31 protein-coding genes and 1 pseudogene are annotated in these 25,689 nt (G+C 64.2%); 17 read left to right on the top strand and 15 right to left on the bottom strand.

The features are described 5' to 3' along the window. Window positions 1-22: 22 nt before the first annotated feature. Together mce and IT775_RS07740 are read left to right on the top strand one after the other, a co-directional pair. Entirely contained in the window at window positions 23-427 is a 405-nt protein-coding gene (gene mce, locus IT775_RS07745; RefSeq protein WP_212700514.1) for a methylmalonyl-CoA epimerase, read from the top strand. Further along, window positions 427-705: a DUF1467 family protein gene (locus IT775_RS07740; protein WP_212700513.1), complete on the top strand. Its 279-nt coding sequence runs from the start codon at window positions 427-429 to the stop codon at window positions 703-705. The genes mce and IT775_RS07740 overlap by 1 nt, the downstream gene beginning before the upstream one ends. On the opposite strand, the gene IT775_RS07735 is transcribed toward IT775_RS07740, so the two are convergent. The 4 genes from IT775_RS07735 to IT775_RS07720 all read right to left on the bottom strand — a co-directional run bounded on the left by IT775_RS07735 (window position 653) and on the right by IT775_RS07720 (window position 3,846). Continuing rightward, window positions 653-1,393, bottom strand: a complete 741-nt coding sequence (locus IT775_RS07735) for an EI24 domain-containing protein (RefSeq protein WP_218958563.1) — start codon at window positions 1,391-1,393, stop codon at window positions 653-655. The two genes, IT775_RS07740 and IT775_RS07735, sit on opposite strands and share 53 nt — an antisense overlap. Further along, on the bottom strand, window positions 1,378-1,956 hold the full coding sequence (locus tag IT775_RS07730) for a nitroreductase family protein (RefSeq protein WP_212700512.1): 579 nt from the start codon (window positions 1,954-1,956) through the stop codon (window positions 1,378-1,380). The genes IT775_RS07735 and IT775_RS07730 overlap by 16 nt, the downstream gene beginning before the upstream one ends. Before the next feature lie 70 nt (window positions 1,957-2,026). Then, window positions 2,027-2,629 (bottom strand): 2-hydroxychromene-2-carboxylate isomerase, encoded by a 603-nt coding sequence (locus tag IT775_RS07725; RefSeq protein WP_212700511.1) that lies wholly within the window; start codon window positions 2,627-2,629, stop codon window positions 2,027-2,029. Window positions 2,630-2,739: 110 nt separating this feature from the next. Continuing rightward, window positions 2,740-3,846 (bottom strand): class II histone deacetylase, encoded by a 1,107-nt coding sequence (locus tag IT775_RS07720; RefSeq protein ID WP_212700510.1) that lies wholly within the window; start codon window positions 3,844-3,846, stop codon window positions 2,740-2,742. 109 nt (window positions 3,847-3,955) lie between these two features. Between IT775_RS07720 and IT775_RS07715 the strand changes: the two genes are divergently transcribed. After that, entirely contained in the window at window positions 3,956-4,210 is a 255-nt protein-coding gene (locus IT775_RS07715) for a DUF167 domain-containing protein (RefSeq protein WP_212700509.1), read from the top strand. Here IT775_RS07715 and IT775_RS07710 read toward each other — a convergent pair. Then, complete coding sequence (locus IT775_RS07710; RefSeq protein WP_212700508.1) at window positions 4,207-4,452, bottom strand: hypothetical protein; 246 nt, start codon at window positions 4,450-4,452, stop codon at window positions 4,207-4,209. The two genes, IT775_RS07715 and IT775_RS07710, sit on opposite strands and share 4 nt — an antisense overlap. 109 nt (window positions 4,453-4,561) lie before the next feature. Here IT775_RS07710 and IT775_RS07705 point away from each other — a divergent pair, with 109 nt between their 5' ends. From IT775_RS07705 to IT775_RS07680, 6 genes are all read left to right on the top strand, one after another. Continuing rightward, window positions 4,562-5,290, top strand: a complete 729-nt coding sequence (locus IT775_RS07705; RefSeq protein ID WP_212700507.1) for a M48 family metallopeptidase — start codon at window positions 4,562-4,564, stop codon at window positions 5,288-5,290. 13 nt (window positions 5,291-5,303) lie between these two features. Further along, on the top strand, window positions 5,304-5,654 hold the full coding sequence (locus IT775_RS07700; protein ID WP_212700506.1) for a YigZ family protein: 351 nt from the start codon (window positions 5,304-5,306) through the stop codon (window positions 5,652-5,654). A 100-nt stretch (window positions 5,655-5,754) separates the two neighbouring features. Next, window positions 5,755-6,024 (top strand): DUF6455 family protein, encoded by a 270-nt coding sequence (locus IT775_RS07695; protein ID WP_212700505.1) that lies wholly within the window; start codon window positions 5,755-5,757, stop codon window positions 6,022-6,024. Window position 6,025: 1 nt separating this feature from the next. Beyond that, window positions 6,026-6,289 carry a DUF6455 family protein gene (locus IT775_RS07690; protein WP_212700504.1) on the top strand — a complete coding sequence of 88 codons (264 nt, stop codon included), beginning with the start codon at window positions 6,026-6,028 and terminating at the stop codon, window positions 6,287-6,289. Window positions 6,290-6,306: 17 nt separating this feature from the next. Next, on the top strand, window positions 6,307-6,561 hold the full coding sequence (locus IT775_RS07685) for a DUF6455 family protein (RefSeq protein ID WP_212700503.1): 255 nt from the start codon (window positions 6,307-6,309) through the stop codon (window positions 6,559-6,561). Window positions 6,562-6,680: 119 nt separating this feature from the next. Next, entirely contained in the window at window positions 6,681-7,139 is a 459-nt protein-coding gene (locus tag IT775_RS07680; RefSeq protein WP_343231117.1) for a diacylglycerol kinase, read from the top strand. Window positions 7,140-7,286: 147 nt separating this feature from the next. Here the strand turns inward: IT775_RS07680 and rimO are convergent, their stop codons facing one another. Further along, complete coding sequence (gene rimO, locus IT775_RS07675) at window positions 7,287-8,660, bottom strand: 30S ribosomal protein S12 methylthiotransferase RimO (RefSeq protein ID WP_212700501.1); 1,374 nt, start codon at window positions 8,658-8,660, stop codon at window positions 7,287-7,289. A gap of 140 nt (window positions 8,661-8,800) precedes the next feature. Between rimO and IT775_RS07670 the strand changes: the two genes are divergently transcribed. Further along, window positions 8,801-10,726 carry an AsmA family protein gene (locus IT775_RS07670; protein WP_212700500.1) on the top strand — a complete coding sequence of 642 codons (1,926 nt, stop codon included), beginning with the start codon at window positions 8,801-8,803 and terminating at the stop codon, window positions 10,724-10,726. Here IT775_RS07670 and IT775_RS07665 read toward each other — a convergent pair whose 3' ends face one another. From IT775_RS07665 to IT775_RS07650, 4 genes are all read right to left on the bottom strand, one after another. Then, window positions 10,727-11,206 (bottom strand): lytic transglycosylase domain-containing protein, encoded by a 480-nt coding sequence (locus IT775_RS07665; RefSeq protein WP_212700499.1) that lies wholly within the window; start codon window positions 11,204-11,206, stop codon window positions 10,727-10,729. Between the two features lie 335 nt (window positions 11,207-11,541). Continuing rightward, a complete protein-coding gene (gene argF, locus IT775_RS07660) occupies window positions 11,542-12,468 on the bottom strand; it encodes an ornithine carbamoyltransferase (protein ID WP_212700498.1) in 927 nt (308 codons plus the stop codon). A gap of 89 nt (window positions 12,469-12,557) precedes the next feature. After that, complete coding sequence (locus IT775_RS07655) at window positions 12,558-13,727, bottom strand: aspartate aminotransferase family protein (protein WP_212700497.1); 1,170 nt, start codon at window positions 13,725-13,727, stop codon at window positions 12,558-12,560. 264 nt (window positions 13,728-13,991) lie between these two features. Continuing rightward, window positions 13,992-14,777: an ABC transporter permease gene (locus IT775_RS07650; RefSeq protein ID WP_212700670.1), complete on the bottom strand. Its 786-nt coding sequence runs from the start codon at window positions 14,775-14,777 to the stop codon at window positions 13,992-13,994. 148 nt (window positions 14,778-14,925) lie between these two features. Here IT775_RS07650 and IT775_RS07645 point away from each other — a divergent pair, with 148 nt between their 5' ends. Next, on the top strand, window positions 14,926-15,510 hold the full coding sequence (locus IT775_RS07645; RefSeq protein ID WP_212700496.1) for a GcrA family cell cycle regulator: 585 nt from the start codon (window positions 14,926-14,928) through the stop codon (window positions 15,508-15,510). Window positions 15,511-15,595: 85 nt separating this feature from the next. On the opposite strand, the gene IT775_RS07640 is transcribed toward IT775_RS07645, so the two are convergent. From IT775_RS07640 to hrpB, 3 genes are all read right to left on the bottom strand, one after another. Then, window positions 15,596-17,077 carry an inorganic phosphate transporter gene (locus IT775_RS07640; protein WP_212700495.1) on the bottom strand — a complete coding sequence of 494 codons (1,482 nt, stop codon included), beginning with the start codon at window positions 17,075-17,077 and terminating at the stop codon, window positions 15,596-15,598. 86 nt (window positions 17,078-17,163) lie between these two features. Further along, window positions 17,164-17,622: an NUDIX hydrolase gene (locus IT775_RS07635; RefSeq protein WP_212700494.1), complete on the bottom strand. Its 459-nt coding sequence runs from the start codon at window positions 17,620-17,622 to the stop codon at window positions 17,164-17,166. 106 nt (window positions 17,623-17,728) lie between these two features. After that, window positions 17,729-20,176: an ATP-dependent helicase HrpB gene (hrpB, locus tag IT775_RS07630; protein ID WP_212700669.1), complete on the bottom strand. Its 2,448-nt coding sequence runs from the start codon at window positions 20,174-20,176 to the stop codon at window positions 17,729-17,731. A 188-nt stretch (window positions 20,177-20,364) separates the two neighbouring features. On the opposite strand from hrpB, the gene meaB reads away from it, so the two are divergent. The 4 genes from meaB to IT775_RS07610 all read left to right on the top strand — a co-directional run bounded on the left by meaB (window position 20,365) and on the right by IT775_RS07610 (window position 22,777). Continuing rightward, on the top strand, window positions 20,365-21,351 hold the full coding sequence (meaB, locus tag IT775_RS07625) for a methylmalonyl Co-A mutase-associated GTPase MeaB (protein WP_212700493.1): 987 nt from the start codon (window positions 20,365-20,367) through the stop codon (window positions 21,349-21,351). Between the two features lie 153 nt (window positions 21,352-21,504). Beyond that, window positions 21,505-21,792: a 50S ribosomal protein L28 gene (gene rpmB / locus IT775_RS07620; RefSeq protein ID WP_160974560.1), complete on the top strand. Its 288-nt coding sequence runs from the start codon at window positions 21,505-21,507 to the stop codon at window positions 21,790-21,792. Window positions 21,793-21,897: 105 nt separating this feature from the next. Further along, window positions 21,898-22,248 carry a hypothetical protein gene (locus IT775_RS07615; RefSeq protein WP_212700492.1) on the top strand — a complete coding sequence of 117 codons (351 nt, stop codon included), beginning with the start codon at window positions 21,898-21,900 and terminating at the stop codon, window positions 22,246-22,248. 49 nt (window positions 22,249-22,297) lie between these two features. Continuing rightward, complete coding sequence (locus tag IT775_RS07610) at window positions 22,298-22,777, top strand: copper chaperone PCu(A)C (protein WP_212700491.1); 480 nt, start codon at window positions 22,298-22,300, stop codon at window positions 22,775-22,777. A gap of 69 nt (window positions 22,778-22,846) precedes the next feature. Here the strand turns inward: IT775_RS07610 and IT775_RS07605 are convergent. Continuing rightward, window positions 22,847-23,541: pseudogene (locus IT775_RS07605) on the bottom strand (NAD-dependent deacylase). A gap of 43 nt (window positions 23,542-23,584) precedes the next feature. Between IT775_RS07605 and IT775_RS07600 the strand changes: the two are divergent. After that, a complete protein-coding gene (locus IT775_RS07600) occupies window positions 23,585-24,019 on the top strand; it encodes a low molecular weight protein-tyrosine-phosphatase (protein ID WP_212700490.1) in 435 nt (144 codons plus the stop codon). Window positions 24,020-24,073: 54 nt separating this feature from the next. Here the strand turns inward: IT775_RS07600 and IT775_RS07595 are convergent, their stop codons facing one another. Further along, window positions 24,074-24,937, bottom strand: coding sequence for a branched-chain amino acid aminotransferase (locus IT775_RS07595; RefSeq protein ID WP_212700489.1), 864 nt, complete (start codon window positions 24,935-24,937; stop codon window positions 24,074-24,076). A gap of 180 nt (window positions 24,938-25,117) precedes the next feature. Here IT775_RS07595 and IT775_RS07590 point away from each other — a divergent pair, with 180 nt between their 5' ends. Beyond that, window positions 25,118-25,663, top strand: coding sequence for a L,D-transpeptidase (locus IT775_RS07590; protein ID WP_212700488.1), 546 nt, complete (start codon window positions 25,118-25,120; stop codon window positions 25,661-25,663). The last annotated feature ends 26 nt before the right edge of the window (window positions 25,664-25,689 follow it).

Below are 25,689 nucleotides of genomic sequence, written 5' to 3'. Positions count from 1 at the left end.
TTGACCGAGAGGAGACCCCGAAATGATTGGCCGCCTGAACCATGTCGCCATCGCCGTTCCGGACCTGGAAGCGGCGTCGGAGCAATACCGCAACGCCTTGGGCGCCAAGGTCGGGGAACCGCAGGACGAACCCGATCACGGCGTCACCGTGGTGTTCATCGAATTGCCCAACACCAAGATCGAACTGCTTTACCCGCTGGGCGACGACAGCCCGATCAACGGGTTCCTGGAAAAGAATCCGGCGGGGGGCATTCACCACGTCTGCTATGAAGTCGACGACATCATCGCGGCCCGCGATCACCTGAAGGAAACCGGCGCCCGCGTTCTGGGCAACGGCGAACCCAAGATCGGCGCCCACGGCAAGCCGGTGTTGTTCCTGCATCCGAAGGATTTCAACGGCTGCCTCGTCGAGTTGGAGCAGGTCTGATGGGGCCCACCTCCGCTATCGTCCTGTTCGCGGTGATCTGGTTCATGACCTTTTTCATCGTGCTGCCGCTGCGCCTGAAAACCCAGGGCGACGTCGGCGACATCGTTCCGGGCACCCATGCGGGAGCCCCCTATGAACATAACCTGAAGAAAAAGGCGATCATCACGACGATCATCGCCATCATCCTGTGGTGCGTCATCGCCGGAATCATCCTGAGCGGGATCATCACCCTGCGCGATATCGACTGGTTCCACCGGATGTCGACGCCCGAGCTGTGAGCTTGTGATAGATATGGGTGAAGGTCGCCGCGCCCAGGATCGGGATCAGCAGGTTCAGCAGCGGCACCGATAGCGGCACCGCCATCAGGGTGCCGGCGGTCCAGATGGTCAGCCGGTGCCGCTTGCGCAGCGCCTTCGCCTCGATCCGGCCGACCCGGCGGATCGCGGCGAGGGTGAAATATTCCATCCCCAGAAGATACCCGTTCAGACCCCAAAAGATGAACAGCGCCCCGACAGGCAGGATCGCGTAGAGAACCAGCGCCAGGATGTTGGCTGCGATGATGATGCCGAGGAAGTTCACGGTATCCTTGACCGCTTCGAAGAAACCGACATTGTGCGCGGCGGGCAGCTGCGGGTAATGCCGGTCCTCGACCGCCTGCGCCACCTCGTCGAGGAACATCGAGGTGATGGCCGACGCCACCGGCACCATCAGGAACACCGACAGCCCGATCATCACGAAAAAGCTCGACCAGCTGAGCAGGTCGTCGAGCCAGGTCACTTCGCCGATCAGCGGGATCACGGCCTGGTCCCCGACGGTGGCCTGCAGGAGCCACAGCAAACCGGCGAAAACCGCGACCAGCAGCGCGAATGTCAGCACGATCCCCAACATCAGAACCCGGCGGAAGCGGCGATCGCCGATCTGTCCGAGGGCCGAGAAGAAGGACGAAAAGATTATTCCGATAGCCATTGGGTGATCTTCTCCAGGTCCGGGCGCGGGCGTTCGGGCGGCGTGGCGGTTTCGGTGCCGATATGGATGAAGCCGGCGATGCGTTCGTTATCGGCCAGATTCAATGCTTGCGTCATGAAGCTGCGGTCGTGGCTGGGCCAGCCAGACAGCCAGTTCGCGCCCCAGCCCGAGGCCAACGCGGCGTTCAGCATCGCCAGGCAGGCGGCACCGGCGGAATAGCTCAGCTCCAGCGCTGGCACTTTGTCATTGGGCTTGATGATCTCGATGACGGCGACAGCAAGGTTGCCGGTGGCGAACTGGTTCACCCCCTTGGCGACCCGGTCCTCTTCCAGGCCGAGCGCTTCACCCCGCGCCTGCGCGATGCCGGCGAGCCGGGTCAGCGCGGGTTTTTCCAGCACTATGAAACGCCAGGGTTCCAGCTTGCCATGATCGGGGGTGCGCGCGGCGGCGGTCAGGATCGGCATCAGCTCGTCCCGCGTCGGCACCGGGCCGGTCAGCGTCTTGGCCGGGCGCGACCGGCGGCTGAGAAGGAAATCGAGGGCGGCTTGGTTCTTTTCAGGCATGGATTTCGTTCCTGTTGCGGTCGTGCCTTATGTCGGCGCTGCGCCGCGACAGGTCAAGCCATCAGTCGGACTATTCGGGCGTCGCGCCCCGCTGCGCCCATGCGATGGCGTCATCGAGCCTGTCATCGCCCCAGAATATTTCCCGCCCGACAGCGAAGCTCGGCGCGCCGAAAATGCCGAGCGTTTGCGCCTCCTCGGTTGCCTTGGCAAGTGCGCCGACGATGCGGTCGGATTTCGCCTCCCGCAGGACGCGGTCCGGGTCTTGCCCGATTTCCTTCAGGCTGTCTGATAGGTTGGGATCTTCGCCGGCGGGTTGGCCGGCCTCGAACCAGCGTCGGTAGGTGGCGCGGGTATAGTCTTCGACCCATCCTTCTTCGGCCCCGACAATCGCGACCTGGTTGGCCAGAACAAGTTCGGCCAAGGGGTAGGGGGCGGGGACTTTCGGCGCCAGCCCGTAGGTTTTGGCGCGGCGTTCGATGTCGCGCCACATATAGGCGGCTTTCACCGGCTTGTCCCGGAACGGGACGTTGTTCTGTTCGATCATGATGTGGCGCACGTCGAACGGCCGCCAGCGGAAGGTCGTGCCGGTTGCCAGCGCGACTTCCGGCAGGCGCATGACGGTGAGATAGCTGTACGTGCTTCCGATTGAATACCAGAAATCGATTTCGGCCATTTCAACACCCTCGCTTCAAATCGCGTAAATCCGTGCCGGGCGGCGCTTGCGCGCGCGCCCTTGAAAAGCATAGCACGGATCGCCTGAGGCGTCCTGCGGTGGACCGTTCCCTAGCCCAGCAGGGTGTCGGCCATTTCGCCGATCAAGCCACTGATGAAGGCATCGAACCGGGCATTCGGCTGCCGGATCCTGACGGTTTCGGCCATCGGGTCCTCGGCGCGGATGGCGCTGCCGGACAGTTCCTCCAGCGTGGCGTGGCCGCAGAACGGGACATAGACTTGGGAATAACCGCCCTCGTGCACCATCACCAGCTTGCCATCGCACAGCTCGTCGGCTGCCTGTTTTACCTGCCGGGTCATTTCGCGATAGGTTTCGGGGGTGCACATCATCCGTGCCAGTTCGTCATAGATGCTGGCGTCGAAGCCGCAGGCGATGATGATCACGTCGGGTTTGAACCGGGCAAGCGCGGGCAGCACGATCCGCTCCATCGTTTCAAGATACCCGACATGCCCGACACCCGGCGGCAGCGGGATGTTCATGTTGAACCCTTCGCCCTTGCCGGTCCCGGTCTGTTCGATCTCGCCGGTGTCGAGCGGGTAGTTGTGTTCCTGGTGAATGGAAATCGTCAGTACGTCGTCACGGTCGAGGAACACCGCCTCGGTGCCGTTGCCGTGATGCACGTCCCAGTCCACCACCGCGAAACGCTGCGCCAGACCGGCGGCCTTGGCGGCCTCGATCGCGATGCCGATATTGTTGAGCAGACAGAATCCGTTCGGCCAGTCCGGCAGGCAGTGATGCCCGGGCGGGCGCGACAGCGCATAGGCGTTGTCCAGATCGCCCCGCAGCACGTCGAACAGCGCCGCCTTGGCCAGCCCCGCAGACAGCGCCGCGATTTCGAAGCCGCCTTGCAGGAACGGGGTGCGCAGGCCCAGTTCGCCGCCGTCCTGATCGGACACGTCCTTGAACTTGCGCAGGAACTCTTCCGGGTGGACGCGGGCCAGGTCTTCCCAGCTGGCGGCGGGGGCGTGGCGCATCTCCAATTCGTCCGTCAGGCCGGTCACGTCCATCAGGTTCTTCAGCCGCCGCTTGGTTTCGGGATTCTCGGCCAGCCCGCCGGCGGCCAGCGGCTGCACATGCCCGCCCAGCGGAAAGGTCACCGCGTAATCGCCGCCAGCATGCCAGAAACATCGTTCATCCCAGAAAAATCCCGTGCGCATTCATCGCCTCCCTTGGTGTTCGTTGCGGCCACTATCCGGGGCGCAATCGGGGATGTCCATGCCGTTGAAACCCGGTATGCTGCGCCGCGGATCTGAAGGGAAAGACGGCATGGCAAAGGACGATCTCAGCCATCTGGCGGTGGAGGGACGCGAAATCGCGGTGCGGGTGACGCCGAAGGCGTCGCGCAACAAGATCACCGTCGAAGAGGATCAGCTGCGGGTCTATGTCACCACCGTGCCCGAGGACGGCAAGGCCAACGCGGCGGTTCAGAAGCTGCTGGCCAAGGCGATGGGGATCGCCAAGTCGCGGCTGGTGCTGGTGCGTGGGCAGACCGCGCGCGACAAGGTGTTCCGGGTCGACTAATCCGGCTGCTCCACCGGGCGCAGCTTGTACACCCCTTCCGGCAGGTCGAGCGCCGCCGCCAGTTCCTGCAACTGCGACAGCGAAAAGGTGATTTTCTGCACCTTGTCCAGCCGTGCATCGTATTGTTCGAGCGTCACGCAGTCTTCGAATGCGTTGATGGTGACGTCTTCCTGCAAAGGCGCTTCGCCCTCATCGATCAGGGTGACGACAGTGGCGTCGAAATCGTGTTCGATTGTAAACATGTCTCGAGGATACGCGATCGTCCCCACGAGGCAAGCGCGATCTGATCCGGCTGGGCTGGCTATCGCTTCGCGACGTGCTAGAAAGGTCGGGCAGAAAAAAGGAAATTCGATGCGCTTGTTCCTGATCCTTGCCGTCGCCTTTGGGCTTTCTGGGTGCATGGAGGTCCCTGCGGGGGCGGAAAAACCCGCGCCGGGCGAACCGGCGCAGGAAAAGGCGCCGGTGAAGCCGACGCGACAGGCGGCGCTGATGTTCGTGTCGGTGGCCAAGGCGATCGAACCCGTGGCCGAAGCGCAATGCCGCGAACTGTCGCCGAAGACCAATTGCGATTTCAAGATCGTCATTGATGACAAGGATGGCGGCGAAGCCAACGCCCACCAGTTCCTGACCCGCAGCGGTCGCCCGATCCTGTTGTTCAATTACGCGCTGATCAACGACGCGCGCAACGCCGACGAACTGGCCTTTGTCATGGGACACGAAGCGGCGCATCACATTGCCGGGCATCTGGCGATGCAGGAAATCAACGCGCGCCAGGGCGCCGAGGTGCTGGCGCAGATGGCGTCGGTCAACGGCGCCAACAGCCGGGAAATCCGCGACGCACGCAAGCTCGGCGCGGCCCTGGGCGCGCTGCGCTATTCGAAAGATTTCGAACTCGAGGCGGATGAGCTTGGTACGGTGATTTCGCTGCGGGCGGGATTTAACCCGGTGATCGGGGCGCGGTTCTTCGGTCGCATCGCTGATCCGGGCGACAAGATGCTGGGCACACACCCGCCGAATTCCCAGCGGATCGCCCTTGTACGGCGCACGGTCCGTCAATATCGGCAGGTTCCCGGTGAGTAACGGGCGCCTCGACATGATCCAGCTTGAAAACGTCGTCAGCGACCGTGGGTCGCGTTATGCCGTGTCGGGAGGGCCGGTCAGCGGCCCCGACGATATCGCGGCATTCCTGAAAATGCTCAAGCGGCAGAAGAAATACGCCAAGGCCACCCATAACAGCTGGGCGGTGCTGCAATCGGATGGCACGCAACGCAAGAATGATGACGGCGAAAGCGGCGCCGGCAACGTGATCCTGCGGATGCTGGAACGTGAAAACGTCACCGATCAGATCGTCGTGGTGACCCGCTGGTATGGCGGCAAGCATCTTGGCGGCGACCGGTTCCGCCATGTGCAAACCTGTGTGAAAGCCTATTTCGACGCCTTGTAACGCTGCCACCTGCCGGTGCGATTGCGTGTTTTGATCCTTATCAAGGACGGCCAACGGCCGTCCGGTTTATTTTTTAATTGGGCTAGGGAGGATCGAAACGATGAAACGGCTCGGCGACCGGAAACGTCATTATTGGCTGGCCCAACGCATGGCACAGACCACAGGAACCGATCTGACCGGTGCCTATGACGCGGGTGACCTGAGCCAGCAGCAATGGGCGGAGATTGTCGAGGCCTGCCGCGGCTGTGATTGGACAGAAAGCTGCGAGCGCTGGTTGGCAAGGCACGAAACCGCCAAGGAGGCCCCGGCCGGATGTACCAACTGCGGTGCGTACATGGAAATCAGGCAAGCCGTGTCGGAAGGAGGCTAGTATGGGTATCGTTACGCCGCTGGGCGATCCTGTTTTGCATTTTTGGCTGACGCGCTCGGTCGCGCGCAGCATCGGGTTGAGCCTGACCGAGGCGATGAGCGAAGGAAAGCTGACCCCGCAGGGATATTCCGAAATGGTCACGCGCTGCCGGCAATGCCCGCTGGTGTCGCAGTGCCAGCAATGGCTGGCGACGCAGGGCGGCGGCTGCGATCAGGTCCCCGCGACCTGTGTCAACGCGCAAACCCTGAATGCATTGAAACATTGACAGACTGGAGAGAACTCATGGGATTCATCAACCGACTTAGCGTTCATACGCCGATCATGGCGCGGATGGGAAAGGTTCTGGGGGTCGATTTCGCCCGGGCGATGGAACGTGATCCGAGCGCGGTTCACAAATATCGCGAAGCCGCCATGCGCTGCGCCCAGTGCAATCGCGAAGGCGATTGCCAGCCGTGGATGGACGCGCACGGGCAGGCCAGTGAGGCGCCGGATTATTGCCGCAACAAGGCGCTGCTGGAAGAACTGTCCGGGGCCTGAGGCCCGATCTGCCGGTCGGGCGTTTGCATGGCCATCCTGCGCCGCTTTGCAAAGGCAAGGCGGCGAGGGGCCGGGGATTAGCCCTGCTCTGATGCGCCACGTGTACGGTGCCTGGATCGATGCGGGCGGGACCGGCGTTCGGTTCCGTCGCGGCTTTTACGGAACTTCAGCAGGCCCTTTTGCGGCCCGGTCTTGATCCGCATCACAACTGTCGTCATGATCGCGGGATGCTGTATTTTTTCAAACGCTTGCGGCTCAGGATCATTTGGAGTTGGGCCGGGTGCCGGGACACCTGGCGCAGTGAATATTCGTTCCGGAGCTGGGTCTGGGCAAACGTGGTGTCGGCTGCCCTGGCCTTCATCCTGCCGCTGACCGGGGCCGAGCGCGCGCTGATCCTGGCGCTCGGGATTCTGGTGATGGTGGCGGAGCTGTTCAACACTGCGATCGAGACCGTGGTGGACGACATTTCCAAGGAGGAACGCGATCTGGCCCGGCGCGCCAAGGATGCCGGATCGGCGGGCGTGGCGGTGGCGGCGATTGCCGCCGGGGTGGCCTGGCTGGCGGTGCTGATTTGGTGAGGCGCTGAGCGGGTCGGGAACGGCTCTGAAAATCTGCGCAATGCAATGAATATCAGAACGAAGGGCAGACCGCGCCCATGAGGGCGGGCGGGCGCTTTAATCTTGGTGTCCGGTTCGCGTCACGGAGTTTTGGGGCGCAGTAGCCGATTAACCGGTCAACCGGCCCCACAAATCGTATTCCCCGGCCTCGTCCACCTCGACGGTCACGATATCGCCGACCGACAGATTCTCGAATCCCTCGTCGATGAACAGGTTGCCGTCGATTTCCGGTGCATCGGCCTTGGTGCGGCAGGTGGCGCCGTCCTCGTCGATCTCGTCGACAATCACGTCCATCACCTGGCCCACCTTGGCCGCCAGCTTGGTCTCGGAAATCTCCTGCGCCTTGGCCATGAAGCGTTCCCAGCGGTCCTGCTTGACCTCGTCGGGCACGTGATCCGGCAGGGCATTCGACCGTGCGCCTTCGACGTTTTCGTATTGGAAGCAGCCGACGCGATCGAGCTGCGCCTCGTCCATCCAGTCCAACAGGGTCTGGAATTCCTCTTCCGTCTCGCCCGGATAACCGACGATGAAGGTGGACCGCAGGGTGATGTCGGGGCAGATCGACCGCCATTCGGCGATACGGTCCAGCGTGCGTTCCGCCGCCGCCGGGCGGGCCATCCGTTTCAGGGTCTTCGGATCGGCATGCTGGAACGGAATGTCGAGATAGGGCAGAACCAGCCCTTCGGCCATCAGCGGAATCAATTCGCGCACGAACGGGTAAGGGTAGACGTAATGCAGCCGCACCCAGGCGCCCAAGCTGCCCAAGTCGCGGGCCAGATCGGTGATATGCGACCGGTGCCCGCGTTCCGAACCGTGCTGCCGGTCCAGCCCGTAGGCGGAAGTGTCCTGCGAAATCACCAGAAGTTCCTTGACGCCGCTTTCCACCAGCTTTTCCGCCTCGCGCACCACCGCGAAGGCCGGGCGGCTGGCCAGCTTGCCGCGCATGTCGGGGATGATGCAGAATTTGCACTTGTGATTGCAGCCCTCGGAAATTTTCAGATAGCTGTAGTGGCGCGGGGTCAGTTTGACGCCGCTGGCAGGCATCAGGTCGACGAACGGATCTGGATCGGGCGGCACCGTGCCATGCACGGCGTCGAGCACCTGTTCGTACTGATGCGGGCCGGTCACGGCCAGAACCTTGGGATGCACGCCGGTGATATATTCCGGTTCCGCGCCCAGGCAGCCGGTGACGATCACCTTGCCGTTTTCATTCAGCGCCTCGCCGATCGCTTCCAAGCTTTCGGCCTTGGCGCTGTCCAGGAACCCGCAGGTGTTCACGATCACCGCGTCGGCGCCGGAATAATCGGGGCTGATCCCGTACCCTTCGGCGCGCAGCCTTGTCAGGATGCGTTCGCTGTCGACCAATGCCTTGGGACAGCCCAATGACACCATGCCGATGGTCGGCTGGCCTTGGCGGGGCGTGTCGCTGATGCGGGCGCGCGGAGCGAGGTCGGGGCGGAGATCGGGCGGATTGCTGGTCATGACGCGCATATAGGGGGTCGATGGAGCCCATGCAAAGGGATTTGCGGCAGCAGGTGTTTGCCGCGTTGCCGCATTGCCGTTGTTGTGGGCTGCGCTCTGATCTAACCTGACCCCAAAAGTAAATTCGCAAGGGGGCTGCGATGCGTTGGGTTTTCCGTTTGATCGGTTTCGTTTTTGTCCTGGTCGGCGTGGCGCTGATCGGGGTGATTTTCCTGCCCGGCGACCGGATCGCGCAGGTGGCGGCGGATCAGATCCGCGCCCAGACCGGGCGCGAGGTGGTGCTGAAGGGCGACAGCAAGGCCAGCTTCTACCCGGTGCTGGGGATTTCCACTGGGGCGCTTGAGATCGCCAACGCGCCGTGGTCCGGCAGTGGCCCGTTGATCAAGGCCGACAGCCTGAAGGTGGGCGTTGATCCGATGGCGCTGATCGGCGGCGAGGTGAAGATCGTCGGGCTGGAAGCGGTCAACCCGGAAATCCTGCTGGAAAAGGCCGCCAACGGGCGGGTGAACTGGCAACTGGGGGTCGAGGGCGTGGCGCCTTCGGGGCAGCCGTCGGGCCGCAGCAACGCCTTGGCGCTGTCGCTCGACCGGGCGCTGATTTCAGGCGGCGTGCTGCGCTATGTCGATCACGGAACGGGGCAGGAAACCCGCGTCGACGATATCGCGCTCGACCTGCGCTGGCCGCAATATCGCGGCGCGGCAAGCCTCAAGGCCTCGTCCCGGCCCGAAGGGGCCGGGGCGCTGACGCTGACCGGTGATATCGCCGACCTGGCCGCGCTGATCGAGGGCGACGTGACCGGGATCGCGGTCAAGGCAAGCGCCGATGGCGGCACGGTCAGTTTCGACGGTCGTGCCGGTCTGCCGATGCAGGCGCAGGGCCTGGTGGTGGCGGACCTGCCCGATACCGGCGCTTTCCTGGCGTCGCTCGGCTTCGGTAGGGTGTCGCTGCCGCAGGGGCTGGGCCGGCGGTCGAAGGTTTCGGGCGACCTGACCCTGACCACCGCGCAACGGCTGAGCCTGCGCGACCTGAGCGTGATGCTCGACCAGAACGGTTTCGCCGGCGAGGTGGACGTCGATCTGGCCGCCGCGGTGCCGGATGTGACGGCGAAATTGTCGGCGGGAGTGCTCGACCTGTCCGGTCTCGGCGGACCGGGCGGTTCGGACAGCGCGTCGGGCTGGTCGAAAGCGCCGATCGATGCCAGCGCCCTTGGCCTGTTCAACGCAAAGGTAACGCTTGGGCTGCAGGGATTGCGGGTGGCCGGTCTGAGTTTCGGCAATGCGGGGCTGGGCATCACCGTGGACCGGTCGCGGGCGGTGGTGACGCTGAACCGGATGGCCGGTTATTCGGGATCCTTCGCGGGGCAGGTGGTGGCCAATAACCGCAACGGGTTGAGCGTCGGCGGCAACGTCAAGGTCAGTGGCGTCGAGATGCAACAGCTTCTGGGCGATCTGGCCGGGATTACCCGCTTTACCGGCCTGTCCGATGCCTCTGTCGACTATCTCGGCGCGGGCAACTCGGTGCATGCGCTCATGAATTCGCTGTCCGGAAAGGGCGGCGTCACGATGGGGCGCGGCACCATCAAGGGGATCGACCTGGACAGCCTGATGCGCAAGGGGCTGGCCACCGGCGGCACCACGGTGTTCGATAGCCTGTCGGCCAGCTTCACCATGGAGAAGGGCGATCTTTACAACAAGGACCTGCTGCTGCAACTGCCGGTGATTTCCGCCACCGGCGAAGGCCGCGTGGGATTGGGCGCGCGCGACATCGATTACCTGTTCACCCCCAAGGCCGCCAGCGCGACGAGCGAAGGCGGCGTGGTCATCCCGGTGCGGATCAGGGGCCCGTGGTCGTCACCGAAAATCTGGCCCGATCTGGAAAAGGCGATCGACCTGAACTTGCAGGACGAAAAGAAAGCCTTGAAGGAAAAGGCAGAAACCAAGGTCAAGGATAAGCTGCAGAAAGAGCTCGGCGTCGAGGTGGAAGAGGGGCAAAGCCTCGAGGACGCGCTAAAGAAGAAGATCGAGGACGAGGCGGTGAAGGGGATTTTCGACCTGCTGAAGCAGTGATTAGCCGCGCAGGCCGGTTTCGCGCAGCATCCCGCGCCGCTTGGCTTCGTAGTAATAGCCGCGGGCATACCACATCACCGCCTTGTCCTGGCTGCCGTCGGACACCATCCAGGCGCCGCGCAGGTACTTGACCGCGTATTTCAGGTTGGTTTCGGCATCCAGCAGGTCGCGGGGCTTACCGCGAAACCCCATGCCGCGCGCCGTTTGCGGCAGAATCTGCATCAAGCCGTAATACGGTCCGTTGCGGGCCTCGGGCCGGTACATGCTTTCGCGCTGGACCACCCGGTGCACGAGGCTGCGCGGCACCTCGTAATGATCGGCGTATTTGTTGATCAGGCGGCGCAGTTGCGGCGTTTCATTCGGGTAAAGACCCGGTTCGGTATTCCGCGTCGAGCGGGTTTCGCGTCGGTGCCCGCCACAGGCGGCAAGCGCTGTGGCGGAGAGAAGGCACAAGGCGCTGCGGCGCGAAAACGACATCATGGTGGGCCTCCTGCGGTCAGGCCCGAAGCTTACAATCGGTCGGGCGGGCAGGACAGGGGCGCGTGTTGGACAAGGCGGCTTCCCGCCGGTGCCTGCTGGTCGAACGCATGGGCCCCAGCCCGAATAGCGGCGCTTGCGCCGCCGGGCAGCGCCCGACCGCCCCTTCGGACGGGCGCTTTCTCACCGATTGGGCCAGGCATGAACGTTGGAAGTGTCGGATGGATAAAGTGGCAACCACAGGCGAAGGTGCGCCCATCCGCGGTCGGGCGCTGCCCTCTGTTGGACTTTAGATACCAACCGACGGCCAGGTCCGGCCCGGCTTCGCGCTTTGTTCCTCAGACCCCGAGGCACCAGCGCATGACGGCCTTTTGCGCGTGCAGCCGGTTTTCGGCCTCGTCGAAGATCACCGAATGCGGCCCGTCCATCACCGCGCTGGTCGCTTCGTCGTCGCGATGCGCGGGCAGGCAGTGCATGAACAGCGCATCGGGCTTGGCGTGGCTCATCAGTTCTTCGTTGACCTGATAGGGCCGCAGCTGGTTGTGCCGCCGTTCGCGGGCCGATTGCGGATCGTGCATCGACACCCAGGTATCGGTGACGACCAGATCGGCGCCATCCACCGCGGCGACCGGATCGCGCACGATTTCCACCTTCGATCCCTTGGCGCGGGCTTCCTCGACGAACACCATTTCGGGATCCAGCGGCGGCGGACCCGAGAAGGTCAGGTCGAAGCCGAACTGCCCGGCAGCATGGGCGAAGCTGGCGAAGACGTTGTTGCCGTCGCCGCACCAGACCACCTTCTTGCCCTTGATCGAGCCGCGATGTTCCTCGAAGGTCTGGATGTCGGCCATGATCTGGCACGGATGGGTGCGGTTGGTCAGCCCGTTGATGACCGGAACGGAGGCGTATTCGGCCATTTCCAGCAGGGTCTGTTCCTCGAAGGTGCGGATCATGATCAGGTCGACATAGCGCGATAGCACACGGGCGGTGTCGGCGATGGTTTCGCCGTGCCCCAGCTGCATGTCGGCGCCCGACAGCACCATGGTTTGGCCGCCCATCTGGCGCACGCCCACGTCGAAGCTGACCCGGGTCCGGGTCGAGGGCTTTTCGAAGATCAGGGCGACCATGTGCCCGGCGAGCGGCTGATCGTCGTCGGGCGCGCCTTTCGGGCGGCCATTGCGGGCCGCCTTCATTGACTTGGCGCTGTCGATCATCGACCGCAGGTCATCGGGGCTGGTGGTGTTGATATCGAGAAAATGGGTCATCGCTTTGTCTTTCGTCGGAGCGGGGAGGTGGGCGCTGCCCCCGTCGCCTTGCAGGCGACTCCCCCGGGATATTTTTAAAAAGAAGAAGATCAGGTCAGGCTCTGCGCCGCCTTGTCGAGCCGCGCGAGCGCTTCGTCGATTTCCTCTTCGCTGAGATTGAGCGGTGGCAGCAGGCGGATCACGTTGTCGGCGGCCGGAACGGTGATCACCAGGTTGTCGTAACCGGCATTGACCACGTCCATGTTGGTCACCTTGCATTTCAGCCCCAGCATCAGGCCGGATCCGCGCACGCAGTCGAAGACATCCGGGTGCGCGGCGACCAGGCCTTCGAGTTTTTGCCGCATGAGGCCGGCGCGGGCGCGCACGCCGTCGAGGAAATCGGCATCGGCGACGATATCCATCACCGCGGCCCCCACCGCGCAGGCCAGCGGGTTGCCGCCATAGGTCGACCCGTGGGTGCCCGCTGTCATGCCGCTGGCGGCGTCTTCGGTGGCCAGCACCGCGCCCAGCGGGAAGCCGCCGCCGATGCCCTTGGCCACCATCATGATGTCGGGCGAGATGCCTGCCCACTCATGGGCGAAGAGCTTGCCGGTCCGGCCCATGCCGCACTGCACCTCGTCAAGGATCAGGAGGATGCCGTTGGCGTCGCACAGCGCGCGCAGCGCCTTCAGGTTGGCGTCGGGCAGCGGCCTGATGCCGCCTTCGCCCTGTACCGGTTCGATCAGGATCGCGCCGACGGTATCGGTGATCGCGGCCTCGAGCGCGTCCTTGTCGTCCCAGGGCAGGTGGATGAAGCCGGGCAGCATCGGGCCGAAGCCCTTGGTCATCTTTTCCGACCCCGCTGCGGCGATCCCGGCGGAGGAGCGGCCGTGGAAAGAGCCCTCGAAGGTGATGATGTCGGTCTTGTCCGGCAGGCCTTTGTCATACCAGTACTTGCGCGCCATCTTGACCGCCAGTTCGCAGCTTTCGGTGCCGGAATTGGTGAAGAAGACGGTGTCGGCGAAGGTGTTTTCCACCAGCTTGTCGGCCAGCGCCTGCTGCTGCGGGATGTTGTAGAGGTTCGACACGTGCCACAGCTTGCCCGCCTGTTCGTTCAGCGCCTGCACCAGCGCCGGGTGGGCGTGGCCGAGCGCATTCACCGCGATCCCGGCGCCGAGGTCCAGGAAGCGTCGGCCGTCCGCCTCGATCAGCCAGGAGCCTTCGCCCTTCACGAAGGAAAGCGGCGCGCGGGTATAGGTCGGCAGGACAGACGGGATCATGGTATTATCCTTGTTCCATAAGAGGCCCCGAGGTTGCATCACGGGGACCGGGTGTCAACAATTTTGGGGTGGTTTGCCGCGATTGCGGTGGTTCAAAAGCGTGCGGGACGTCAGGCGCGGCTGCGTCGGCGTCGGGTCTCGGCGATATGGGCACGTTTGAACATGGCGCTGGCAATAGCCGGTTCCGCCCCGCTGCGAAAGGGAAAATGCGCGGTGCCGTCGGGATTGTGCTCTCTGCGCCACGCAGGGAGCGGCCGCCGGGGGTCAGTTCTTCAGCCGGTAGCCGGTGCGGAACATGTTCCAGGCGAACGCGCTGACCGCAAGCGTGGTGGCGCCGGCGATGCCGAGCGCCAGCCAGGGATTGCTGTCGGACACGCCGAGCACGCCAAAGCGCACCCCGTCGATCAGGTAGAAGATCGGGTTGAAATGGGTCAGTTCGCGGATCACCGGCGGCAGGGCGCTGACCGAATAGAAGGTGCCCGACAGGAAGGCCAAGGGCGTGACGATGAAATTGGTGATCGCCGCCATCTGGTCGAACTTGTTGGCGTAGATGCCCGCGGCCATGCCGATCGCCCCCATCAGCGCCGATCCCAGCACCACGAAGGCCAGCGCCCAGAGCGGATGCTGCGGCACGATGCCGAGGAACACGATCAGCCCGAGGCTGATCGCCAGCGCCACCGCCACGCCGCGCGCCACCCCGCCGGCAAGATAGCCGAGAACCAGTTCCAGCGGCGACAAGGGCGGCATCAGCGTATCGACGATATTGCCCTGCACCTTGGAAATCACGATCGACGACGACGTGTTGGCAAAGGCGTTCTGGATCACCGTCATCATCAGGATGCCGGGCGCGATGAAGGTGGTGAAGGCAACCCCCATCACCTCGCCGCGTGTCTTGCCGATGGCGATGGAAAAGATCATCAGGAATAGCGCTGCCGTCATCAGCGGCGCCAGCAGGGTCTGGGTCCAGACCGCGAGAAAGCGTTGCACTTCGCGCCCGGAAAGCGTGTACAGCCCCAGCCAATTGACGTGTCCAAAACGCCGTGTGCCCATTTCCATGCCCGAATTCTCCCTGGCGGTGCCGTGTCAGATCTGATTCGATGCCTTGTAACTCAGGCATTGATGATTAGAATAGGGGCTGATCTCGAATTTTGAGGGCGGCCCGCGTTTGGGGGGCCGCTTTTTAGCTAAGGAAACCGGCATGTCCTGGACCGACGAACGCGTCGAACTGTTGAAAAAAATGTGGGGCGAAGGGCAATCGGCCAGCCAGATCGCCAAGGAATTGGGCGGGGTGACCCGCAACGCGGTGATCGGCAAGGTGCATCGGCTTGGCCTGTCGAACCGTTCCACCGGCGGCGGCGCGTCGTCGGAAACGGCGAAAACCGAAGCCAAGGCGAAGCCGGCCGCGGCCAAGCCCAAGGCGGAAGCCAAGCCCAAGGCGAAACCGGCCGCCGAACCCGCAGCGGCCCCGGCCGCCGCGGCGCGCCCGGCCGTCATGCCGGCGCGCAAAGCGATCATTCCCGCCGGTCAGCCGCTGCCGCCGCAGCCCTCGGCCAATGAAATCAGCCCCGAAGCCCTGGCCAAGGTGAGCGAGGTCGAGAAGAAGGCGAAGAAGCTGAGCCTGCTGGAACTGACCGAGCGGACCTGCAAATGGCCGGTGGGCGATCCCGCGACCGAGGATTTCTGGTTCTGCGGTCTGCCGGTGCAGGCGGGCAAGCCCTATTGCGAAGCCCATGTCGGCGTGGCTTTCCAGCCGATGTCGTCGCGCCGCGACCGTCGCCGCTGAACGATCTTCGCACCGGAAAACGAAAACCCCGCAGTTTCCTGCGGGGTTTTTTCTTTGTTGTGTTCGACGAATCGTCGCAGGCGGGTCAGCCGGTGAAGGACTTCATCAGGAAATAGATCAGGCCCGACATCACAGCGGCGGCGGGTACGGTGATGACCCAGGCCGCGACGATGGTCATGAAATGCGACCGGCGCACCAGTTTGCGGCGGCGGCGTTCCTCGGGGGCCAGCACCTTGCCGGTCGGCTTCTTCGCGTTGTTCGCGCGATACCGCCGTTCGGTGTGCCATTCGCGGAAGAACCCGACGCCGAACACGCCGCCGACGGCGATATGGGTGGAACTGACCGGCAGGCCCAGCCAGCTGGCCACGATTACGGTGATCGCGGCGGCCAGCGACACGCAATAGGCGCGCATCGGGTTCAGCTTGGTGATCTGGCTGCCCACCATGCGGATCAGTTTCGGCCCGAACAGGAACAGGCCGAAGGAAATCCCGAAGGCGCCGATGATCATCACCCAGCTGGGGATGGCGACCTTCGACGCGATATCGCCGACGCTCGTGACATGCACGATCGCCGCCAGCGGACCGACCGCGTTGGCGACGTCATTGGCGCCGTGGGCAAAGGACAGCAGCGCCGCCGACAGCACCAGCGGCAGACCGAACAGCACCTTCAGCGACTTGTTGCGGTTTTCCAGCCCTTCCGATTGCTTGCGGATCAGCGGGATCGAAACCAGATAAAGGACCACGCCGACCGCGACGCCGATGCCGACCGCGGTCAGCAGATCAATCTTGATGATGTGCTTCAGCCCCTTCAGTGCCAGGTAGGTGGCAAAGGCCGCGGCCATGATGCCGATCAGCACCGGGACCCAGCGGCGGGCCGAGGCGATCTTGTCCTCGGTATAGATGATGCGGGCCTTGATGAAGGCCAGGAACAGCGCCGCGATCACGCCGCCCAGCACCGGCGAAATGACCCAGCTGGCCGCGATCTTGCCCATCGTCAGCCAGTTGACCGAACTCAGCCCCGCCGCCGCGATGCCGGCCCCCATGACACCGCCCACCACCGAATGGGTGGTCGAAACCGGTGCGCCGACCCAGGTTGCCAGGTTGACCCAAAGCGCCGAGGAAATCAGCGCCGCCATCATCGCCAGCACGAAAACGCTTGCTTCGGCCATGCCCGAGGGGTCGATGATGCCCTTGGCGATGGTAGACACGACGTCGCCGCCCGCCAGCAGCGCCCCGGCGCTTTCGCACAGCGCCGCGATGAAGATCGCGCCGCCCATGGTCAGCGCATTTGCGCCGACCGCCGGGCCCATGTTGTTGGCGACATCGTTGGCCCCGATATTCAGCGCCATGTAGGCGCCGAAGATCGCTGCGGCGACGACGGTCAGGGTGCCCCCGCCCGCGCCGAAGAACAGTGCCGCAATCAGCCCCGCCAGAACGATGAAAACCAGCGCGATCCCCGGCGCAACCAGCGGGCGCGACACGTATTGCGCCGCGTATTCGAACTGTGAAATCCGCCCAAGATCCTTGTCGAGCGTTTTCCATACCTTGCCAGCGTTCGGGTCAGCCATGATGTCCTCCAGCACTCTCTAAGAGGCGCCCTAGTCTCAGGCCGGACTCAAATCAAGGAAATTGTCACGGAATCGTCGCAGAACCGTTACAAAGACAGCAACAGGTCCCGGAGCTCGTCTTCGCGGACAAGCTTGGCCGCCGTCGCGGGGGAAACCCAGCGGCGTTCGCGTTGATGGGCCTCGGGGTAGCCGTTTTTCAGCCTGTTCACCTTGAGCAGGTACACCTGCACGCAGACCGGCGTCGTGCTGCCGTCATCGTTTTTCTTCACGTATCGGAAGCTGCCGATCGGGTCCTTGGATATCTTGCCCGAAAGCACGCCGGCTTCTTCCCAGGCTTCCTGCTGGGCGGCCTGGGGGGCGGACTTGTCTTTCATCGGCCAGCCCTTGGGGATGATCCAGCGCCCGGTCCCGCGCGAGGTGATCAGCAGGACCTCTTTCGCCTTACCCTTGCCGCGCACGCAAAGCGCCGCCACCTGTTCCGCAAGCGGGCGGTCGGAGGAGGTTGCGGCTTTGACAGGCCGCGCATTTTCAAAGCGGTTGGTCATCGGAAAAGACTGCTCAATACGATTATGGAGGCGCGCGACCCCGGTTTTAAAGGCAGTTTATAACCGTTTTGCAACGCGAGTGCAAAGCGCGGGCTTCGCGCTGCTGCTACCGCCGCGGTTTCGCGCGCAGGGTCGGATCGGCCTGGGTCGGGTCCTCGGGCCAGGGATGTTTCGGATAGCGCCCGCGCATGTCCTTGCGCACATCGGCATAGGACGTGGCCCAGAAGCCCGGAATGTCCATGGTGGTCTGTACCGGCCTGCCGGCGGGCGACAGCAGGGTCACGCGCAGCGGCGTGCGGCCCACCATCGGGTGGCTGGTCTGGCCGAACATTTCCTGCAGGCGCAGGCTGATTTCCGGGGTCTCTCCGGAATAGTCGATCGGGATCTGCCGCCCCAGCGGCGTGGTGAAATGCGCCGGGGCCGCCCGGTCCAGCGCCTGCATCTGGTTCCAGTCCAGCATCGCGCGCAGTGCCGGCAGGATGTCGAACTTCTTCCAGCCCTCGGCGGTTTTTACCCCGGAAAGGTGCGGCAGAAGCCAGTCTTCAAGGCTGTCCATCAAGGCGGCATCGGACATGTCGGGCAGGCCGTTCTGGTCGTCGCATACCAGCATGACACGGGCGATGAAGCGCTTGGCGGCGTTCGACGGCACCAACCCCAGATCGCGCACCCCGTCCAGCATCGCCCGCGCGATGGCCTCAGGGGGCGCGTCCTTCCAGATCCGGTCGTCCAGCACCACCGCGCCGAATCGTTCCTGCCGCCGGGCGACCACCCGACGATCGCGTTTCGACCATTCGCAAAGGTCGGTCCAGCCGATCTGATCGGCGAACAGCCCGCGCAGTTCACCTTCGCTGATCTGGATGGCTTGCCTGATCCTTGCCTCGCGCGGGTTGCCGTCAAGGTCAGTCGCCACGATCAGTCGGGTCGCGGCCAATGGGTCGTGATCCTCCATGACGGCGCCCTTGCCGCCCGACAGCACATAGCGCGCCGCGTCGCCCTTGCGGCGCAACCCGACCCGGTCGGGATAGGCCAGCGCCGCCATTTCGGCGTCGTTCAATCCCTCCTTGAGGGCGGGCTTGGCCTGTTTCGCCAGTCGCTTCGCTTCTGTCTTGATCCGCTCGACGGCGCCGCGATTGGCGGGGAAGGGATGGCGGTCGTTGTAGCCGCGCAGGTCGCGTAGCGCCGCCAGCCGCAGCGACAGGTCCACCGGGGCGGAACGCGCCAGCGGATCGCGGTCGGCCAGCAGCGCCGCCATCATTGCCGCGTCAGGCCCTGCGATCGCCAGCATATGCGCCAGACGCGGATGCAGCGGCAGCGCCGCCAGCGCGCGACCATGTCCGGTGATCCGGTTCTGCGCGTCGAGCGCCCCCAGCATCCGCAAGAGCGCCTGCGCCTCGGCATAGGCGCCGGGATTGGGTTGGGTCAGCAGCGCCAGATCGCCGGGCTGCGCCCCCCAAAGCGCCAGTTCCAGCGCGAGCCCGGCCAGGTCGGCGGTTTCGATTTCCGCCGGCGGGAAGGGCTGCAATCCGCCTTCTTCGCCCTTGGTCCAGAGCCGGTAACAGCGTCCTTCTGCCACCCGCCCGGCGCGCCCCGTGCGCTGCGTCGCCTCGGCCTTGGTGACCTTTTCGGTGACCAGCCGCGACATGCCCGACCCGGGATCGAAGCGGGCGCGGCGGGCGCGTCCGGCATCGACCACCACGCGCACGTCCTGAATGGTCAGCGAGGTTTCGGCGATCGTTGTGGCCAGCACGATCTTGCGGCCGGATTTCGCCGGTTCGATGGCGGCACGCTGCTTGGAAAACTCCATCGCGCCGAACAGCGGGTGCAGCGTGCAATCGGGCGGCAGCCGGTCTTTCAGCAATGCCTCGGTGCGGCGAATCTCGCCTTCGCCGGGCAGGAAGACCAGAACCCCGCCCTGCGTTTCCGAAACCGCCTGTTCCACGAGGCTGGCAAGAGGCTGTTCCAGCCTCGTTTTCGGGGGCAGCGGACGGTCGAGCCAGGTGATGTCGACGGGATAGGCGCGGCCTTGGCTGGTGATCACCGGCACGTTGCCCATCAAGGCGGCCACCGGTTCGGCGTCGAGCGTCGCCGACATCGCCAGCAGGATCAGATCGTCGCGCAGCGCCTCGGCGATCTCGAGGCAGAGCGCGAGGCCGAGATCGGCATTCAGGGACCGTTCGTGGAATTCGTCGAAGATCACCGCGTCGATGCCGGACAGCTCCGGGTCGGACTGGATCATCCGGGTCAGGATACCTTCGGTGACGACCTCGATCCTTGTGGATTTCGACACTTTCGCCTCGCCCCGCACGCGGTAGCCGACGGTCTGCCCCGCCGCTTCGCCCAGCGTCTGCGCCATCCGTTCGGCGGCGGCGCGCGCGGCCAGACGGCGCGGTTCCAGCATCAGGATTCTGCCCTTTGTCAGGCCGGCCTCGAGCATCGCCAAGGGGACGACCGTGGTTTTGCCGGCGCCGGGCGGGGCTTGCAATACGGCGCGGGACCGGTCGCGCAGGGCTGTCAGAAGGTCGGGCAGGGCGGAATGGATCGGCAGGGTCGTCATGTCCTGCTTATCGGGGATGAACGGGACGGGGTAAAGCATCGACGTCCGGTCCCATGTCCCGGTGTGCCCGTGCCCCGGTTCGTGGTCCGGTCCATGTCTGCCTGCATCATCGAAGCGCTTTTTCAGGCTCCGTCTGGACAGGCGGGGCTGTGCAGGGCAGAAAGCCACCGGACAAACGGGATGACGCAATGGATATCGAAAAGCTCAGCGACAAGATCGTGGCCGGTGATCGCCGTGCATTGGCCCGCGCCATCACCCTGGTGGAAAGCAGCCGCGCCGATCACCGTGCCGAGGCCGCCGAACTGATCGAAGTGCTGAGCCGGAAAACCGATGCGCAGGCAATCCGAATCGGGCTGTCGGGCACGCCCGGCGTGGGCAAATCCACCTTCATCGAAAGCTTCGGCAAGATGCTGACGGGCAAGGGGCTGCGGGTGGCGGTTCTGGCGGTCGATCCCAGTTCGGCCCGTTCCGGCGGGTCGATCCTCGGCGACAAGACGCGGATGGAGCTGCTGAGCCGCGATCCCAACGCTTTCATCCGGCCTTCGCCCAGCGGGTCGCATCTGGGCGGCGTGGCGCGGCGCACCCGCGAAGCGGTCAGCTTGTGCGAAGCGGCAGGCTTCGACGTGATCCTGGTCGAAACCGTTGGCGTCGGGCAATCCGAAACCATGGTGGCGGAAATGTCGGACCTGTTCGTGCTGTTGCTTGCACCGGCGGGGGGCGACGAATTGCAGGGCGTCAAGCGCGGCATCATGGAAATCGCCGACATCATCCTAGTCAACAAGGCCGACGGCGATCTGAAGCCCACCGCGATCCGCACCTGCGCCGATTACGCAGGCGCGCTGCGGTTGCTGCGCAAGCGGGCCTATGACCCCGAAGACTTCCCCAAGGCGATGACCGTGTCGGCGCTGCAGCGGGACGGGCTGGAAAAGGCCTGGGGCGAAATGACCGCGCTGACCGAATGGCGGCGCGAGAACGGGCATTTCGACACCCGCCGCGCGGCACAGGCGCAGTTCTGGTTCGAGGAAGAGGTCAAGCAGGCGCTGTTGGCGCAGTTGCAGACGGGCATCGCGCGTGATGCGTTGGTGCGGATCGGCGCGGATGTGGCCGAGGGCCGGGCGACCCCGACACGGGCGGCGGACCGGTTGTTGCGGGAAATCGGAGCCTTGCCGCGGTGAGCCCGGGACGGCGGATTGAATCGGGGATGGGCCTTGACGTGCCTGCCGATTCCGCCTAATGACCCCGAACGGAATTCTGGACGCCGCCATTCGTGGCGTCCGTTTATGTTGTAGGGGTCAGAAACGCCCCGCTGATGAGACGAGGATAGACCCATGTCGCGTGTCTGCGAACTGACCGGTAAAGGCCCGATGTCTGGCAACAATGTCAGCCACGCCAAAAACAGAACCAAGCGTCGCTTCCTGCCCAACCTGAACGACGTCACCCTGCAGTCGGAAACCCTGGGCCGCGGCTTCAAGCTGCGGATCTCGGCCGCCGCTCTGCGTTCGGTGGACCACCGTGGCGGGCTGGACGCGTTCCTGGCCAAGGCCAAGGACGTCGAACTGTCGGCCAACGCGCTGAAGATCAAGAAAGACATCGCCAAGGCGCAAGCGTCGGCCTGATCCTTTCTCGATTTCTGGAATTTGTGCAGCCCTGCCGGTATCCGGCGGGGCTGTTTCCTTTTGTCGCTTTTCCTTTATAGGCGGCGGACTTATATACGGTTTCGCATGAAATCCGTGTTGCGCCCATATGTTGCCCTTTTGCTGGCATTGATGCTGACCCTGACCGGTCAGTCGATGGCGGTCGCGCGCGGTATGCCCAATGCCGCCGGCGAAATCGTTCTGTGTGCCGGCAGCGGCCCGATATCGGTGCTGGTGGACGAAGACGGCCAACCGGTCGGGCGCCCGCATATCTGCCCGGATTGCGCGCTGTCGATCTTCGCGTTCCATGATCAACCGCCTGTCCATTTCACGCGTCCCTTGGGGCAGGCGATCACGTTGCGAATCGACACCGGCCGTTCCATGCCCGTCGGCGGCGCCGTTCCGGCCATCGCGCGCGGGCCGCCCGTTCTTTTCTGACCTCATCCAACCTTTAGAAATCCAAATCGTCAGAAAAGAGGACCGACTCATGTCGTTCAAAAATGCACTCTTCGCCGCCGTTGCGGCCACCGCTTTCGCCCTGCCCGCTTTCGCCGAAGGCATCATGGTCGAAGACCCCTATGCCCGCGCATCCTCGATGATGTCGAACTCGGGCGCCGCGTTCATGATGATCCACAACCACACCGGCCAGGACGATCACCTGGTTTCAGTCAGCTCGGACGTGGCCGAGCGTGTCGAACTGCACACCCACCTGGAAGACGCCAACGGCGTGATGAAGATGGTGCATGTGGAAGAGGGCTTCGATCTGCCCAAGGATGGCATGATCGCCATGCAGCGCGGCGGCAAGCACGTGATGTTCCTTGGCCTGAACGATGCCCTGGAACAGGGTGATATCGTCAACCTGACCCTGAAATTCGAAAAGGCGGGCGACGTTACCGTCGAGGTGCCGGTCGACCTGAACCGTAAGCCGATGCACGGTATGATGAAAATGGGCCAGCCGTCGAACTGATCTGGCGGCCGGTCCACCGGCCGTTCTTGTCATCGCGAACAGCCGGGCTTCTGCCCGGCTGTTTTCGTTTCAGCCCCGCAGCAGGTTATCGACCCATTGCGGCACGATTTCCGTCGCCTTTCCGAAACGGGTTTCCGAAAAAACCGACACCACCGAGGAGGGGGCGAGGTTGAGTTCAACCGTATGCGCCCCGTGGCGGTCGGCGTCCTGCACGAAGGCGGCGGCCGCGGATAGACTTCGCCCGAGGTGCCGATAGCGGCGAACAGGTCGGCCTCGCGCAGGTGGTCCCAGATTGCGCTCATGTGGTAGGGCATTTCGCCGAACCAGACGATATCGGGCCGGCTGTCCGCCGCGCCGCAGGCGGGACAGGAATCGTCGGGCCGCATCGCTTCGGGCGCGTCCCAACGGTGTTCGCAGGCCGCGCATAGCGCGGCGGACAGCCGCCCGTGCATGTGGATCACCGCTTTGGACCCTGCCGCTTCGTGCAGCCCGTCGACATTCTGGGTGACGATCACCACCTCGGCCGGGTGTTCGGATTCCAGTCGCACCAGCGCCGCGTGGGCGGCGTTGGGCCGGGCGCTGCCCGCCTGCCCGCGGCGCGCGTTGTAAAAATCATGCACCAGCTGCGGATCGCGCGCGAAGCCTTCGGGGGTCGCCACGTCCTCGATCCGGTGCTGCGCCCAGAGCCCGCCTTCGTCGCGGAAGGTTCCCAGCCCGCTTTCGGCGGAAATGCCCGCCCCGGTTAGAATAACGATCTTTTTCATTTCGCCTCCTTGCCGTAGACAGTGTGCCGTGAAGGAGCCTGTCATGACCAGCCGTATCTTGTTTGTCTGCCTTGGTAATATCTGTCGTTCGCCTGCCGCTGAGGGGGTGATGCGGGCATTGGCGCCTGATCTGGCGCTGGACAGCGCCGGTACCGCCGACTGGCACCGGGGAAAACCGCCCTACGGTCCGATGCAGGAGGCCGCCAGCGCGCGGCAGGTGGACCTGTCGGACCTGAGGGCGCGGCAGTTCAGCCCTGCCGATTTCGGCCGGTTCGACCTGATCCTGGCGATGGACCGGGACAACCTGTCCGATATCGAGCGGCTGCGCCCGGCAGGAAGTGACACGCCGGTGCGGTTGTTCGCGGAATATGCCGATTGGGGCGTATCCGAGGTGCCCGATCCCTATTACACCCGCGATTTCGACGGAGCGCTGGACCTGATCGAGGCGGCGGCGCGGGGGCTGCTGGACGAACTCTAGCCAACTGCCTGCTTCAGCCGGGCCAAGGCCCGGCTGTCGCGTTTCCCGAAGATCTCAGGCGGCGGAATGCGCCCAGTCCCAGTAGAGTTCACGCGCGCGCTTGGCCACCGGGCCAAGCTCATAGCGGGTGTCGTCGAAGGCCGAAACCGGGGTGACCTTGGACATGTTGCCCGACAGGAACACTTCGTCCGCTTGTTCGAAATCTTCGAAGGTCAGCACGGTTTCATGCACGGTGTAGCCGTCTTCGCGCAGGTTCTTGATGTGCCGCGCGCGGGTGATCCCGGCCAGGAAGGTGCCGTTGGCGATCGGCGTGAACACTTCGCCGTCGCGGACCATGAAGACGTTGGCGGTGGCGCTTTCGGCGACATTGCCCATCGCATCGGCAACCAGGGCATTGCCGAAGCCCTTCGATTTCGCCTCGGCGATCATGCGGGCGTTGTTGGGGTACAGGCAGCCTGCCTTGGCATTGCAGACGGCGTTTTCCAGCACCGGGCGGCGGAACCGGGTGCGGGTCAGCGTGGTGGAGGCATCTGAGGGGGCCATCGGCACTGCTTCGAGAGAGATCGCGAAGCCGGTTTCGCCGCCCTCGGGCATGATGCCGGTGCTGTCGCCGTTGATCGCCCAGTACATCGGACGGATATAGACGGCGGTGTCCTTGTCGAAACCGCGCAGGCCTTCCTGTACCAGCTCGACCATGTCCGCGTCCGCGACGGTGGGTTCGATCATCAGCGCCTTTGCCGACCGGTTCACCCGCGCGCAATGGGCGTCGAGATCCGGCGTCAGCCCGTCGAAGAACCGCGCCCCGTCGAACACGGTGCTGCCGAGCCAGGCACCATGATCCGCGGCGTTGATCACCGGGTAATCGCCTTGATGCCAAGTGCCTTTGAAATACGTGCGGATAGTGTTGCTAAGTGCCATTGTCATCTCCTTCGTGGCGCACCCTAGGGTGGCGTGCGGGGAAGGTCCATACCGTAGAATGACGAGGCACAGGCCCCTGGACATGGCGGCGCGGATTCGCTGGCGCCACACCTCATTGTGATTTGCGAACGCGATGATTCTGTCCAAATTGGGCCCGGAAAAGGACTACAGGGGATAGCGATGACTTCGACGATCACACGCCGGTCTATTCTTGCCGCGGGCCTGGCCGGACTGGCCAGCCCGGCTTTGGCGGTCCAGACGACCCGGCACAATGTTTCCAGCTTCAAGCGCGTGGACTGGCGCGATCATTTCGACGATCTGGGCAGGGGATTGATCGTCGCTGACACGGCATCGCGGGCGCTGCATTTCTGGAACTCGGATGAATCGGTGTACCGGATCTACCCGACATCGGTTCCCATGAGCGAGGAGCTGACCAAGCTGGGCTATACCGAGGTCGTGGGCAAGAAGGAGGGGCCGACATGGACCCCGACGCCGTCGATGCGCGAACGCGACCCGAGCCTGCCGCGGGTGATCCCGGCCGGGCCGACGAACCCGCTGGGCACCCATGCGCTTTATCTCAGCTGGCAATATTACCGGATCCATGGCACGCATGACACGCGCAAGATCGGACGGCGGTCTTCGGACGGCTGTATCGGGCTTTATAACGAGATGATCGCGGACCTGTACGCATTGGTGAAGATCGGCACCCGGGTGCGGTTGATCTGAACCGGGGTCCCGGCCGCGCGATCGGA

This window comes from Thalassovita aquimarina, from assembly GCF_018219815.1.
GTDB lineage: Bacteria > Pseudomonadota > Alphaproteobacteria > Rhodobacterales > Rhodobacteraceae > Thalassobius > Thalassobius aquimarinus.
The sequence above is the reverse complement of the archived record's forward strand: the minus strand, read 5'-3'. Positions and strand labels throughout refer to the sequence as shown.